This window comes from Spirosoma litoris, from assembly GCF_054776755.1.
Window position 1 is genome coordinate 319,738 of record NZ_BAAHBI010000010.1, and the last position, 13,557, is coordinate 333,294.

General features: G+C 50.8%; 11 protein-coding genes. All 11 read right to left on the reverse strand.

The features are described 5' to 3' along the window. Window positions 1-40: 40 nt before the first annotated feature. A complete protein-coding gene (locus ACYVGR_RS07780; protein ID WP_460955228.1) occupies window positions 41-1,405 on the reverse strand; it encodes a neutral/alkaline non-lysosomal ceramidase N-terminal domain-containing protein in 1,365 nt (454 codons plus the stop codon). Continuing rightward, a complete protein-coding gene (locus ACYVGR_RS07785) occupies window positions 1,402-2,817 on the reverse strand; it encodes a DegT/DnrJ/EryC1/StrS family aminotransferase (protein ID WP_460955230.1) in 1,416 nt (471 codons plus the stop codon). The genes ACYVGR_RS07780 and ACYVGR_RS07785 overlap by 4 nt, the downstream gene beginning before the upstream one ends. Before the next feature lie 18 nt (window positions 2,818-2,835). Next, window positions 2,836-3,846, reverse strand: coding sequence for a Gfo/Idh/MocA family protein (locus ACYVGR_RS07790; RefSeq protein WP_460955232.1), 1,011 nt, complete (start codon window positions 3,844-3,846; stop codon window positions 2,836-2,838). Window positions 3,847-4,111: 265 nt separating this feature from the next. After that, window positions 4,112-5,533 (reverse strand): Gfo/Idh/MocA family protein, encoded by a 1,422-nt coding sequence (locus ACYVGR_RS07795; RefSeq protein WP_460955234.1) that lies wholly within the window; start codon window positions 5,531-5,533, stop codon window positions 4,112-4,114. Window positions 5,534-5,607: 74 nt separating this feature from the next. Next, window positions 5,608-6,705 carry a hypothetical protein gene (locus ACYVGR_RS07800; RefSeq protein WP_460955236.1) on the reverse strand — a complete coding sequence of 366 codons (1,098 nt, stop codon included), beginning with the start codon at window positions 6,703-6,705 and terminating at the stop codon, window positions 5,608-5,610. Between the two features lie 5 nt (window positions 6,706-6,710). After that, window positions 6,711-8,777, reverse strand: coding sequence for a glycoside hydrolase family 20 zincin-like fold domain-containing protein (locus ACYVGR_RS07805; protein ID WP_460955238.1), 2,067 nt, complete (start codon window positions 8,775-8,777; stop codon window positions 6,711-6,713). A gap of 176 nt (window positions 8,778-8,953) precedes the next feature. Then, window positions 8,954-9,697: an SDR family NAD(P)-dependent oxidoreductase gene (locus tag ACYVGR_RS07810; protein ID WP_460955240.1), complete on the reverse strand. Its 744-nt coding sequence runs from the start codon at window positions 9,695-9,697 to the stop codon at window positions 8,954-8,956. 266 nt (window positions 9,698-9,963) lie between these two features. Further along, a complete protein-coding gene (locus tag ACYVGR_RS07815; RefSeq protein ID WP_460955242.1) occupies window positions 9,964-10,920 on the reverse strand; it encodes a dihydrodipicolinate synthase family protein in 957 nt (318 codons plus the stop codon). Continuing rightward, a complete protein-coding gene (locus ACYVGR_RS07820; protein WP_460955244.1) occupies window positions 10,917-11,858 on the reverse strand; it encodes a DMT family transporter in 942 nt (313 codons plus the stop codon). The genes ACYVGR_RS07815 and ACYVGR_RS07820 overlap by 4 nt, the downstream gene beginning before the upstream one ends. Continuing rightward, on the reverse strand, window positions 11,855-12,988 hold the full coding sequence (locus ACYVGR_RS07825; protein WP_460955246.1) for a mandelate racemase/muconate lactonizing enzyme family protein: 1,134 nt from the start codon (window positions 12,986-12,988) through the stop codon (window positions 11,855-11,857). Before ACYVGR_RS07825 ends, ACYVGR_RS07820 begins: the two co-directional genes overlap by 4 nt. After that, window positions 12,985-13,557, reverse strand: a 573-nt coding sequence (locus tag ACYVGR_RS07830) for a 3-hydroxyacyl-CoA dehydrogenase family protein (RefSeq protein WP_460955248.1), incomplete at its 5' end; no start/stop codon positions are given. The genes ACYVGR_RS07830 and ACYVGR_RS07825, both read right to left, overlap by 4 nt.

Genomic DNA, 13,557 nt, shown 5'->3' on the forward strand with positions numbered 1-13,557 from the left:
AAGATGCTTCCTGCGTCAGCATGACAAAAAAGTCTGCGTTCTATTGGGATTTAAGTGGAATACCCACCTGATCGGCGAGTCGGTTTATTTCCTGGTAAATCAGGGCCGGAACTTCGGGAGCCCAGATGCTCGGGAGGCCATACACCATCTGCGATGAAGCGCCTTCATAGCCCCCTTCCTGCAAAATGGTCGTTGAGGGAATGTAGCCCATTACGTCGTTGGAGTAGCCCATAACGAAAATGTCGGGTCCGAAGCGTTTTTTGCAGTCGATCGCATATTGGATAACCAGTTCGCCCCCAAAGCTCAGGATGGGTTGACTGCCCAATTGCCATACCTGTAACGGATACGGATAATGACGGATAAAGGCTTTGCCCTGCTTCTTTTCGGCCAGCATGCGCGTTGCCCATCGTTTAAGATAGCCTTCGTTTTCCTGAATCGTCTTTGTTAGTTCCGCTTCAGATGGCGATGCCGAAAGAGGTAGCATAATTTCGGAGTAAGCCGTTCGTAACTGTGGTGTCAGGTCCCGCATGGGTTCACTGAGAACGCGTTCTACGGCTGCGGCCAGTTCCTGCCCGTACTGACGGGCCAGCGGTATGGTACGGCGGGGGAGTGGGTTCTGATCGCCAGCAGCCCCCTGAAAAAACAGGGCCGTTACGCCGGGGTGCGCTTTCTCCAGCTCCAGTTGGGCAAAACCCGCGTAATCGCCCGACCACTGGTAGAGGTCGAGTACGGTAGGGTGACAGGCGTATCCGAATACCACCGTTTTGAGTTTTCCGCTGGTATCAAGAATCTTGATTACCGGAACGGCATAGTCGTTGGGCCCTTTCAGTTCCGTTTGTTCCAGCAGCGCACCTTCTTTGTTGTTTCGCCGGTTCACCTGAAACCGCGTGACTCCGTTTTGAGCGAATAAAGAAACGGGTTCCAGTTTTTGGAAAGCTTGACCCGCCAGCGTCACGATCTGCGTTTCCAGCCAGCGCGAATACCGATCAATTTTGCCCTGCTCTACAGCGTCGAGGGGGTAAATGTCCTGAAGGGCATTGTCGAGAACAGGCCCCGAATGGGTATGCGAACTATTGAGAATGATCTGCGTTTTGGTTAGGTGGAACTGACTGTTCAGCCGTTCGCGAATCCGGTCTGACATGGCTTTGGGGAAGCCCAGCATATCGGTCGTCACCAGAATGGCCCTTTTTCCGGTTTCATCCTCCAGCGCCAGGGCTTTGGCCCATAAATCGTGCAGTTTACCATCGGCCGCATGCGTACGGGAGGCATAACCCGCCTGCCATAGTGGTTCTTTAGGTGTGATGACTACGCTGGCCGTACCCGCTTTCCAGCCATCGGCCGAAACGTAGCCGGGAATCAAAAGTCCCAGCCATACTAACCATACAAACCTCAATCGGTTCCTCATTTCTGACTCAGCAGTTTATCGGCGTGGGTGTGAATTTTTTCGATGGCGTTGGCAATGCTATCCATATCGGCTTGCGTCCCCAGCAGCATATTTTGCGTGAACCAGACGGCCTCTTCGTTGCAAAGCCGGTCGTTTTGCGGACAATGGTTCTGCTCAACATAGCTCTTGAAGTTCAGCATCGATTTGGGGTACATCTTCTGGAAGTTTTTCGATTTGAATGCGTCATCCAGATAGGGCATATTATTTAGCGTAGCGTACCCTTTTGAGCAGGGAATGCCCTCCGCCGTGAGGGCTTTCAGAAACACCTCCCGCGACAAGCCTTTGAAGGCTTCTTTCTGATAACGAAATGGGAAAAGATGGAAAGCGGCCCGCGTTACAGTATCGTAAAGTTTGTACGGAACAATACCCGGAATGCTTTTGATTTTGGCTTTCAGATAAGCTGCATTGGTGTTTCGGGTGGTCGTTTCGGCATCGAGTCGTTTTAGTTGAGCCAGACCAATAGCTGCCTGATACTCGGTCAGCCGGAGTTTCGTGCCCTGAATAATGGTTCCTGCCCCAATGACCCCCGAAAGCATGCCATAGGGATTGCCGTAGTTGTGGTACGAGAAACAACGATCCATAAACGCATCGTCGTTGCTGACAATGGCACCTCCTTCGCCAATGGCCAGGTTCTTGGAGTTCTGGAAACTGAAACACCCTGCATGCCCAAATGTCCCCACTTTTTGATGATTGATTTCAGCCAGGTGCGCCTGACAGGCATCCTCAATGACTACCAGATTGTGCTTTTTGGCGATGGCCAGAATCTGGGGCATATTGGCCGGTAAGCCCAGAATATGTACCGGAATAATCGCCCTGGTTCGCGGGGTAATCTTTGCCTCAATCTTTGCCGGGTCGATCTGAAAGGTTTCCGGGTCGACATCGACAAATATGGGCATAGCTCCCGTTGCCAGTATGGGGGCTACCGTTCCGATAAACGTATAGGGTGGGATCAGAACTTCATCGCCCCCTCGGATATTCAGTTGATCCAGGGAAGCCATGATGGCGTTGGTGCCATTGACAACGGCCAGCGACCGCTTGACCCCCAATGTAGCAGCCCATTTGGCTTCAAATTCACTCACGACATTGGCTCTTGACCAGATGCCACTACGAATTACCTCCAGCAACTGTTTTTCGTCCTGCTCCGGTTTCCACAGAGGCCAGGTTGGCCATTCGGCCGTTCGAACGGGTTTTCCGCCCAATAAAGCAGGTGGTTCTGCCAGCGAAAACGGAGCCGATTGGGGAGGAACATGCGTTGGCGGGCTGGAAGGCAGCGCCGATGCATTGGAAAGTAACGAAGCCGGTAGCATGGCTCCCAGACCCGTCAATGAGTTTCGCTTTAAAAACTCTCTTCGTGAGACGTTAAACTGCGACATACGATTCGGTGGATGCGGTTATTTTTTCGCTTTAGCCATGACACTTTCGAGGGTAACGGCAGTCCCTCCACGACGTTTGCTTTCGTCGGCTGCTTCCATAAAGGCAAAAATCTCGATGGTTTCTTCGGGTGTAACGGGTACTTCGCCCGTCTCGTAATAGTGGATAATGTCTTGCAGGAGAGGTTCATAGCCGCCATAAGGCCCCAACACCAGATTGCCTGTTTGGGTGAACACCGTACCGCCGTAGTCGTGCTTGCCCGTCCGGGTACCTCGAACGGTTCCTACGCGCCCATCGGCCCAGGTGCCTACTAGGATGTCGGTGCCATCGGTATGTACGCGGACCACCTGTTTGCAGCCCGTACCCATCACCGTGTACAACGTTTCTACCCCATGAATGCCATACCAGAAAAAATCGGGATGGGTCTTTTCAAGCACCGCCGGACTAAAGGTATCGGCCCCCACGACCTTGCTCTTGTCTACCTTTTCGATGCCTTTGATATGCCGGAGCGAAGAGGCCGAAAAAATCGGAATGTTGTATTTCTTAGATGCGTCAAAAATGGCAATGGCATCCGCCAATGAAGCTGCAACAGGTTTGTCGATAAACACCCGTTTCCCGGCTTTCAGTACCTGAAGGGCTTGTTCCAGATGCAAACGCCCGTCGTTGGTTTCCAGCATAACCACATCCACTTTTTTGAGCAGATCGCTGATCGAATTGACGATTTCGACGCCCTGTTTTTTTACTTCTTCTGTATAGGCCGGAACGCGCGACGTGCTGCTTTCGATGTCTTTGCTACCCTGCGGATAAGCCGCTACGACTTTGTAGCCCAGAAAACTGCTATTGGTGTCGGGGCTGTTGAGGGCTTTGACGAAGGCAGTACTGTGCGATGTGTCTAACCCGATTATTCCCACTCGTTTACCCGTTGCCACGGTTGTTTTGGCCTGAAGTAGCGTAGGGGCCAACAGTAAAGCTGCACAGCCTTGCGCTGTTTGTGCTAAAAATGTTCTTCGACTGGATGTTGATGGGTTCATGACGTTAGGAAAGATTTTTTTGACAGGATTAACAAGATTTACAGGATTTTTTTGGATTACAATCTTGTAAATCTCGAGGCTGTTTAAACTTTTCTTTCAATGGCTTTTTTGTCATCCCGACGCAGGAGGGATCTTCGGGGACAGATTAGCCAATAGACTCACCCGAAGATCCCTCCTGCGTCGGGATGACAAAAAAGCACTAATTATGGCTGGATTAGAAAAAGCTTAAACAGGTTCCTTGTAAATCCTGTCGAAGAATAAACCATTATACTTTTGCCTGTGTGTTTCCGCCTTTAGTCATCGAAATGTCGACGGGTTTGTTTTTCTGCCAGGACCCGCCCGTAAAGTCGGGTACATCAATCGAGTTGGAACGGTGCGCTACCGACCAGGCACTCAAAGGCCCCACCGAACTCCATAAAGCAGCATCGTACACGTCCTGGTCGAGGGGGAGGCCATTCCGCAGGCAGTCGATGGTGCGCCAGTCCATTAGGAAATCCATACCGCCGTGACCGCCCACATTTTTGGCGATTTCGCCCATTTTCTTCACAATAGGGGGCATGTATTTTTCTTCCAACGCTTTGATCTCTTTTTCTGTCATCCACTCATGGCCTGTAGAGTATCGGGCGGGTTCGGGGTATTTCAGCGCAACGCCTTTAGTGCCGCTAACCAGTTGAATGCGGGAGTACGGTCGTGGCGAGGAGACATCATACTGTACCAGAATTGTCTTCCCTTTTTTGGTCCGGATGGTGGTCGTGCTCATGTTGCCGTTGAACGACTTACCCGCGTAAGGCTTGTAGAAAGCGTCTTTAGCGGCCAGTTCTCTAGCCATATTGCCCAGCACAAAATCATTGCTCGACATGGAAATCAGATAATCCATCTGGTCGCCCCGGTTGATGTTCAGCACCTGGCAGATTGGCCCGAGGCCGTGGGTAGGATAGAGGTTGCCGACCCGTTTGTACATCTCCTCCAGTTCCCACATCTGATAGAAGTGCTCCTTCGAGAAAACCAACTCCTGTAGGTTATGGATATAGGCTCCTTCGCAATGAACAATTTCGCCGAAAAAGCCTTGCTGGGCCATATTCAGGGTGAGCAACTCCGTGAAATCGTAACAGCAGTTTTCGACCATCATGCAGTGCTTTTTGGTACGCTCTGACGTTTCGACCAGTTGCCAGCACTCTTCGAGGGTTTTAGCGGCAGGAACTTCTACACACACATGCTTGCCGTGATTCATGGAAAACACGGCTATTGGTGTATGTAACGCCCAGGGCGTCAGGATGTAAATAAGATCAAGATCTGTGCGCTCACAGAGTTTTTTCCAGGCGTCGGCATTCCCGAAATAAAGGTCAGGTTTGTGGCCGTGCGCTTCCAGCTTCTTTTTTGCCAGATTAACTCGCTCTTCCCGAAGGTCGCACAGAGCTTTTATCTCAACACCCTCGATTTGATTCAGTCGTTCAACGGCTCCCATGCCCCGATTGCCAATTCCCACAAAGCCAACGCGCACAACATCCAGTTTGGGAGCGGCATAACCACTCATATTAAAAACCTGAGGAGGAGTTCGGCTGGCCTGTTTGCCAATAGTTTCCAGTTCGTCGGGTGTTGTGGCGTAAGCGGCAAATGGACTGGTGGCAACCATACCCAACCCACTGAGTCCGGCTGTTTTTAAGAAGTTTCTTCGATTCGTTTCCATGTGCGTTTATATGTGTTTTGGTAGCGCGGACGTCTCGTCCGCATAGCTAAAGGCTAGTTGGAATTATTTTTTTGCTATGCGGACGAGACGTCCGCGCTACCAAGACAATCACCCAAAAAGGCAGGTTTATAGCCTTTTACAGTAGCCCATTTTACCGCTGTCAGAATACGATTGAAGAAGTCGGGTTGGTAGGCTTCGTAGAAGGGGTAGAAGTATTGTTCGTGGACGAGTAAATCAACAAAAGGCGGTAGGCCAGATGGCTTGTCTGCATAGCTATCCAGGTATGGAACAATGTCGGGAAGCTCTGTTTTATCGAGCACAATACTGCTCCGAATGAACGTGATGTCTTCCTGATTATCGTGCCAGACAAACCGTTTTTTGATGTGCCGACGCTGCTCTACATCGAGATAGTAGGAAACCGGTGGCAACTCATCGTCGACGTTGAAATAGCCCAATTGGCCAATGTAGCCCGCGTCGCGTAAGGCTCGTGAACCTTCAACCGTTGCTTCGCCCCAGTGAAGGGTTGTAACAGGTCCCATAACAGCCTCACCTGCAAATCGTTGAATCTGCTCTTTCACGATGGCGCAATCGTGGGCTACCTGCTCATAACCGGCTTGCTGGTAAGGCTTGTCTGGAAATTCGCCCCAGGCATGGAAACTGAGCCGGAGCCAGTCGGCGTTGGCCTGCCATTCCGCTTTGAAACGGTCGGGAAACTGCGACAGGTTGAATCCGTCGGTCTGATAAAAAAGGTTGAGGTGAATTTTGGTGCCGTAAGCCAAGTGTATTTTCTTCAAAAAGCCCAGATAGGGATTGTCGAACAGGGATTGGTAGTTGTCTCGCTGTTGATAAATATCCCGCAGAAACCAGATGTTATCGTCAATGGATAACCGATAATGGCCCGCAAAATTCGGAAGCCAGTACACCCGAATAGCTTTGTTTTCATCAGTTGTGACGTCATGAACGGTAATCGTATTGTCGAATTGACTCAAACGAACCTTCCCCGAAAAAACGCCCTGGTTATAGTTCGCCCCGATCCCATTGATGGTTAAATAATGCGATGCTGGAGCCGATACCTGTACGTCGATTTCCAGGCCATCCGAGGTTGTTATACCATCGCGGGCGTGGAGCATATCACCATCTATCGGACTTAAAAACTGGAGGCTATTGTTCATGTGGGTTAAAAGTCTGGAGTAAACATCAACTCGAAGGATTTCAGGGGCTCGGTCTTTTTCTGAATCTTATAATCCAGCAATTTCAGATGCAATTTTCGCCAGAGGCCAAAATCGACGTCGAATCGCCCAAGCATGGTGTTTAGTCGATACGGCATGTTTTCGGCGTTCCAGGCTTGTGCATAGGCCTGTTTCAGTTCGCCGGTTTCGTCCATCGCATCAACCAACAGACTATGACAAGGGTAGGTCAGATCATAGAATACGTAATCATCCTTCGGTTGGGCCATCATCCCGTCGTTCCAGCGATCGGTAATGGCTTTGGCCCATAAAAACCGACTGGCCGAATAGTTGATCAACCGGGCCGATAACAGCAGCGACTGAATGAAACTGGTGTCGGAAGGGCTTGCCTGCTGAAGCGCGCTGATTAGTCTTGCCTGCGCTTCTTCCGTCTGGATACGGACTTGCTCAAAATCAGTTTTGTGTTCGGTGGTGTTGGCCAGATAATAGGCCGAAAAAGGATTCGACCAGCTTTCGACGAGGGTACCACGGGGCAGGCTTTGGGTGTTTTTGCCGAGACATTTTTCAAGAAACTGGCCCGCTCTGGCAATGTGGTCGAAAGCGGCCTGCATATCCTTAGCTACAGCAGGGTAGGTTACGGCGGCATACTGCCCGGCGAATGTCGTTTTTTCGAGCACAGAACCCTGCCATGCCGAAATGCAACCATAAGCCATAAACAGCCAGGATGCCCGAACAAGAGGCTCGACAGAATCCGTCCAGACCGACGTAATAAAACCTAGAGTATTATGTTTGAGGCCCGCTTTCAGACAGAGATTTATGTTCTCGTAGGTATAATCGGCAGCGGGGTAAATATGCCCCCAACCCGATACCGCAGGCTGGATAAAGAACGGTTTCTTTGCTTTGAGGACAGGATTTAAGTAATTGTAAATAGCCGTTGTGTCGGGCGAATATTCCCAGATGACCGGGATCACATCGGTCGGGAATTTGGTCAGAATCGTCGGGTAAAACGCGTTCATGTCGGTCCAGGCCAGCAACGTTTTGCCGTATTGCTTCAATTCGTTGCTCACAAAACTGAGCTGTTGAACATACAGCGCTTCGGGGTCTAGTTTTTTGGTAGGGTCATTGGCCAGTCGTTTCGTTTCCCAGGTTTCATCGAAACCGACGTGGATAAATGGACTCTTGAAGAGGGTGGTGTATTGCTTAATCCAGTCCTTCAGCAATGCCTGAACGGCAGGATTACGCGGGTCCATTTCATGACCATAGTGCCCAATGGCTAGCGATGCGTATTTTTCGTTGCGGATCAGCTCGTGCAGGTGCCCGTAGAAATTCACGAACGGAATCACATCCATGTGTCGTTCGCGGGCGTAGGCAATGATCGCTCTGATTTGGGGCTTCGAATAACTAGCCTTATAATTCAGCGTCGAATAGCCATCGAGTTGGATACTAACCTCGTTGTAGAAATAATACTGGTTGGTTTTCCAGCGCGCTAAAAAGTCAATCTGCTTTTTGATTTCGTCTACGGTCAATAACCCCCCGTGCGCAAAATCCATCATCACCCCCCGGTAAGCCAGTTTAGGCTGGTCGCTTATCGTAACGAACGGGAGGGACGCCTTTGGGCCCTGTCCCTGAATCAATTGCCGAATCGTTTGTACGGCGTAATAGAGGCCCGTTGATGTTTGGGCGGTAATGTTGATACCCGTTTGACTAATGGTCAATGTGTAGTGTTCACGGGTATTTCCATTGACTGCCTCGTTGGGGCCGGGTAGTTGCTGACCAGGTGTTTTGACTGAATAACGAATGGTAGCTGTATTGGCTGATGAACTGGGCGGAATGGTCTTCCCCGTGCGTTCGCTCAGGATTTTCTTGAGTTCGTTGAGCGCAAATAGAACATCGGCAGGAACCTTTGGCGCTACATGAATCGGCAGATTGCGTATCGGCAACGCACCCTGTCCGTATTGAATAGACTGGGGTTCGGGTAGAAGAACAGGACGCTGTTGCGCCAGTGCTGTTAAACTCCAGCAATAAACAAGAATGCAAGTTATCCAGTAGCGTTTCATAGTATGCTGGCGCGTGCATTTGCACGTGTCTATAATTTCGTCAGTATCCACTGACGCATTCGCAATTCTACACATGCGTCAGCGAATGCTGACGAGATTATGAGCACGAGCAAATACTCGCGCCAGATAGTGGATAGTATGAGTGCAGGTAAGCACCCGCCCCATACTACACCAACCTAATAAGTTGCTCGTCCCCCCGACAAATCGAAGGTGAAACCGGTGGTGAAACTGTTTTTGGGCGATACGATATAAGCGGCCAGATTCGCGGCCTCATCGAGCGTACCACATCGTTTCATTGGAATTTTATCGGTCATGTACTTGACCTGCACTTCGGGCATTGCATCAACCAGCGGGGTTTGGATAACCGCCGGAGCCAGCGCATTGACGGTAATCCCACGTTCGGCATACTCCTTGCCCTGTACTTTTGCCATGCAGATTACGGCCGCTTTTGAGGCCGAGTAAGCCAGCATGCCTGCGTTTCCTTCTTTGCCGGCAATCGATGCGATGTGCAGAATACGCCCATAATTACGAGCCAGCATGAACGGCAATGTAGCTTTGGATGTGTAAAAGCTGCTCATGAAGTTTACCTCAAACACCTTGTGTAGATTTTCGCTGCTCACCTCATGGCTCTGTATGTTTGTGATACCCGTAATACCCACGCAGTTAATGAGGGCGTCAATTTTGCCAAAGCGTTCGTGCACCTGCGAAACGGCTTCGTTTACCCGAGCTTCATTGGTAATGTCGATGCCAATGAGCAAGGCATCTGGACCGTATTTTTCAAACGCCTGCTGTAAAGCCGCTTCATTAAAATCGAGTAAGCCAACCTGCGCCCCTTCGGTCAGTAATTTGTGTGCGATGGACAATCCAATTCCCGATGCGGCTCCGGTAATCAGTACGACCTGTCCGTTAAATTCTCCCATGATACTGTGTTTTAAGTAAATGAATAATAGGTGGGCTGTTTAAACTTTTGATTTAGTAGTGTTTTTGTCATCCCGACCGGTCCGCCGGTGCGGCAGGAGGGATCTTCGGTAACTGCCTAAAGAACCATAATACCGAAGATCCCTCCTGCCGCACCGGCGGACCGGTCGGGATGACAAAAAAGTAGCGATTAGTACTTGATTTTAGAAAGTTTAAACAGCTTCAAGGTATTAACTACCAGTTTTATTTACCTTTTATTATTCATTAGTTAAGCAACAAGGCTATTGGCAACGGGACGGATGGCGTACTTTTCGTCGTTAACGATGTCGAGAATACGCTGATTTAACTCCCGGATGTAGCTGATGGATGACGGATCGGGGATGTAGGCCGCTTTTCGGGCGATGCTGTTGCTCAGTACCCCTCTGGCAATCAGCAGCTCTTTCTCGGCATAATGGAACAACTCCATGTTTTGCAGCGAGAAAAAAATCTGCGGCATTACCCGTTCAAACAGCTCGAACGCTTTGGCATCTTCGCCGGTAGAACGCAGGGTGAAAATCTTTTGCAGAATGTCGGCAACGGCCAGACCCGGCATAACTCCCCGAATGCCGATGGGTACCAGTTCGAGCATGTACAGACCACCCCAGCCTTCGAACAGGCCGATTTTATCGTTCGTGGCCTGAATGATGCTTTCGAACTTGGGCGCGCAAAGTGGTTCTTCCAGTTTCAAGTATTTGAAATTTGGATTTTCGTCCATCAATTCTTTGATGAACGCCACGCTGATCGATGAGCCACCGGGGTTAAAGTCCTGAATCAGAACGGGTGTGTTCGGGATCGACTGTAAAAATTCGGATAGATAGACTTTCAGCGAGGTTTCGGGTAAGCTGAAAATTCGGGGAACCGCCAGGGAGATAACGTCGGCACCGGCCTGCACGTTAGCCTGCGCCAGTCGGATGGCTACTTTCAGAGAAGGATGGTTCGACTGCGCGACGATTTTCACCCGACCCGCTGCCCGCTCCACGGCCACCCGCACAACCTGCAATTTCTCGTCGTCGGTCAGTTTGTAAAATTCGCTGGCGTAGGCGGGCAGGCAAACAGCCTTGATCCCACCGTCGATGGCAAAGTCAATTAAACTCCGGAGCGCGTCTTCGTCGATCTCCTCATGTTCGGTGAATGGTGTTGGAATAATGGGTACTACGCCAAACAGTTCGTTGTCTGTGTTTGTCATAACTTTGCCGGTTCTTGATTGATATTAGCTACTTTTTTTTGTTGTACTTTACTATCGACAATGGATAGGATAAGGGTTGAGGCCAGGACGAGCACACCGCCAATAATGGTCTGTTGACTAAGGCTTTCGCCAAGCCAGAGGGCGGCAATGGGCAGTCCCATGAACGTGATGAGGTAATTCGATAAAGCGACCTGCGTAGCATCCAGATTCTTCAAGGCCTTGAAAAACAGGAGCATCGACAGGAAATTGTGAAAGAGTGTCAGCGAGATCATGCCAATCCAGGTGTTCGTGGTGAAGCTGGGCACCCTGGCAAACATCTCCGGCTCGTAATACAGCACCAGGGGCGTTAACAGAATTGACATCACTAGATAGGTATAGAAAACCATCTCCATTTCGGTGTATTGACCCGACACCTTTTTGCAGCCCACATTGTAGTAGGCATTGCCCAGAATGGCCAGGAAAATGAGGCCATTGCCGAGGGCGTAGCGCGAGCTTAAATCCATCCGTTTAATGTCGTCGGTCGAGCAGAGAATCACGCCGATGATGGCAATGGCGAAGCTGATCCATCGGGCGGTGTTCATTTTCTCCTTCAGAATCAGAAAGGCGAAAACAGCCGTAATAACGGGCAAGGTCATAACCAGAATGGCCGCATTACTGGCTAAGGAATACTGCGTCCCCCAGGTCATCAGCACCTGCGAGGGAAAGGCACCCAGGGCGGCTAACTGCACGAAAATCAGGATATCTTTTAGCTTCTTGCCACCTTTTCGAAAATCCCGGATGACAAACGGAGCCAGGAAAATCGTGGCCAGCAACATAGGTGCCCAGACGGTAAAATACGGCCCGACCTGATCCTGCGTTAGTTTGATGCTGGTGAAATGAAAGGCCCAGATCAGGTTGCAGAAAAACAGAATCGCCCACGACTGAATCGACTTGTTCATAAGCTCGCTTGTAAAAACTGATTCGTTTTGTAGGTGTCCAGCACGGCATAGTCCAACTCAATGCCTAATCCTGGCCCTGTCGGTACTATAGCCGCGCCGTCCTCAAAGCGGATGGGTTCGGTAATCAGGTCGTCGGTGCGGACTAGCTCGCCAAATAGATCGGACGGAATGGTGCAGTTGATGCTGGCTGCGGCAATGTGCAGCCCCATCGTTTCTGAGATGCCTAGATCCACCTCTGAACCTCGCCAACAGGATTTGCCTTCCAGATGCGCGATTTCGGCCAGCAGCACCGAATTGTAGGCCGACCCATTGAAGTTGTATCCATCCACCGCATCGGCCCGAACAAAGGCAATCATATCGCGGACGTCCTGCGTGTAGGGCAGGGAAATGTGCCGGTACATGGGCATACCCAGCGTTTCGCGGAGATACTTGAAGCCCGCGACATCGGCGTGTAAAATCGGGTCTTCGAGGCCCAACATGATGGTTTTGTCAACGCCTTCCATCAACCGGAGGGTTGTCTCCACATCGGTCCAGCGCTGGTTTGGATCGAGCAGAATTTTGATGCCGTCCCCGCATTTCTCCCGAATGGCTTCCGTCCAGAGTCGAACAGGGTCTTCGTCGGAACATTTGAATTTGAATGCCTTGTGCCCCTTTTGCATGGCTTCATACGCTTTCTGAGCGGCATCTTCCGGCGTCCGGCGACCCGTCCAGCCGAAACAATCGATTCGGTCGCGGTACGAACCACCCAGGAGTTGGGATACTGGCACATTCAGCAGCTTGCCCACAACGTCCAGCACCGCCGACTCAAACGCTTCATAAATGCGCTGATCGACAATTGGTAAGCGACGCCAGTTGAGCTTCAGCACATCCTGGCCAACCAGGTCCTGCATGGCCTGATGGAGCAACTCACCAGACGCACTACGGTAGGTCTCGCCAATACCTGTAAGGCCATTGGACAGCGTCAGTTCAATAATCCATTTGGGTTGGTTGGCAAACTCGGTCCAGCGTTCGCCCGTCAGGAATTTTTTGGCAAAGGCCGAATCTTTGTCGATCACTTCATCGGAGTTCAGACTGCCCGGTTTGGCCGGAACAATCACTTCAGTGGCCTTTATGGTTTGAATACGTGTCATTTCGTGTCGTCGGTAGAGGTGGGCGTGTAGGTTTGCGCGAGTTTCCGAATGTCGTAGCTGAAGTCGATGAATTTCTCTTCCCACTCTTTGGCCGATTCGGGGGTATAGGGGTAAAAGCCCTGCGCATTCTGCACGCCTTTGGCACCCGACGCGACCAGTTCTTCCATCAGTTTTGGCGTTTCGGTGCTGTTGCTGAGGTCGGGGAAGAGGTCTTTCATGACGGTCAGATAAGCGGGAATACCCGTCAGGTCCATGAATCGAAACGGCCCCGCGAAGGTGATCCAGTAACCCAGATCATTCCGAAGGGAGCGGTCCACATCTTCAATTGTCGCGTAGCCATTCTCAACCAGGTTAAAGGCCTCCCGAAGCATGGCGTACATGATCCGGTTGGTAATGAAGCCCCGAATATCTTTCTTCAGCAACGAGGGCTCCTTACCCCAGCTTTCGGCAAGTTTAACGATTTCGTAGGCATAGGACAGGTCGGATTCTTTCCCGCAAATGACCTCCATAAATCGGGTAATATGCGCTGGTTCGGCCCAGTGAAGCCCCAGCAGCCGCTCTGGGTGCTT

Bases quoted from the DNA above. Each gene is read 5' to 3' on its own strand.
- ACYVGR_RS07780 (WP_460955228.1), bottom strand. From the start codon at position 1,405: ATGAGGAACCGATTGAGGTTTGTATGGTTAGTATGGCTGGGACTTTTG.
- ACYVGR_RS07785 (WP_460955230.1), bottom strand. From the start codon at position 2,817: ATGTCGCAGTTTAACGTCTCACGAAGAGAGTTTTTAAAGCGAAACTCA.
- ACYVGR_RS07790 (WP_460955232.1), bottom strand. From the start codon at position 3,846: ATGAACCCATCAACATCCAGTCGAAGAACATTTTTAGCACAAACAGCG.
- ACYVGR_RS07795 (WP_460955234.1), bottom strand. From the start codon at position 5,533: ATGGAAACGAATCGAAGAAACTTCTTAAAAACAGCCGGACTCAGTGGG.
- ACYVGR_RS07800 (WP_460955236.1), bottom strand. From the start codon at position 6,705: ATGAACAATAGCCTCCAGTTTTTAAGTCCGATAGATGGTGATATGCTC.
- ACYVGR_RS07805 (WP_460955238.1), bottom strand. From the start codon at position 8,777: ATGAAACGCTACTGGATAACTTGCATTCTTGTTTATTGCTGGAGTTTA.
- ACYVGR_RS07810 (WP_460955240.1), bottom strand. From the start codon at position 9,697: ATGGGAGAATTTAACGGACAGGTCGTACTGATTACCGGAGCCGCATCG.
- ACYVGR_RS07815 (WP_460955242.1), bottom strand. From the start codon at position 10,920: ATGACAAACACAGACAACGAACTGTTTGGCGTAGTACCCATTATTCCA.
- ACYVGR_RS07820 (WP_460955244.1), bottom strand. From the start codon at position 11,858: ATGAACAAGTCGATTCAGTCGTGGGCGATTCTGTTTTTCTGCAACCTG.
- ACYVGR_RS07825 (WP_460955246.1), bottom strand. From the start codon at position 12,988: ATGACACGTATTCAAACCATAAAGGCCACTGAAGTGATTGTTCCGGCC.